Raw genomic sequence first — 260 nt, 5'->3', positions numbered from 1 at the left:
ACGACGAGTGGCCCCGAGCCGTCTCCGGGAGTCCCGAGACCATCGAGAGCCTGCTCGAGCAGTTCGCGGACCGCGTCGGCGTCGACGAGGTGATGATCCAGCACGTGGTCGCCGACCACGACGACGGACTGCGGTCGCACGAGCTGCTGGCGGACGCGGTGGGCCTCGACCCGCGCTGAACCAGCCGGCCCACCGGAACTTCTTTCGTCGGAGCGTTCCACCGGGCGTCCGTGAACGAGGACGACGGCGGTTCGGGCGCG

The 260-nt window shown here is 70.8% G+C and carries 1 pseudogene; it reads left to right on the top strand.

Going from position 1 to position 260, the window contains the following annotated elements:
• A pseudogene (locus SM755_RS23850) lies at positions 1–179 on the top strand (alkane 1-monooxygenase); the annotation flags it as partial.
• Positions 180–260: the final 81 nt, after the last annotated feature.

Origin of the sequence: Natrialba sp. PRR66 (assembly GCF_034808065.1) — an archaeon.
Lineage (GTDB): Archaea > Halobacteriota > Halobacteria > Halobacteriales > Natrialbaceae > Natrialba > Natrialba aegyptia.
The sequence above is the reverse complement of the archived record's forward strand: the minus strand, read 5'-3'. Positions and strand labels throughout refer to the sequence as shown.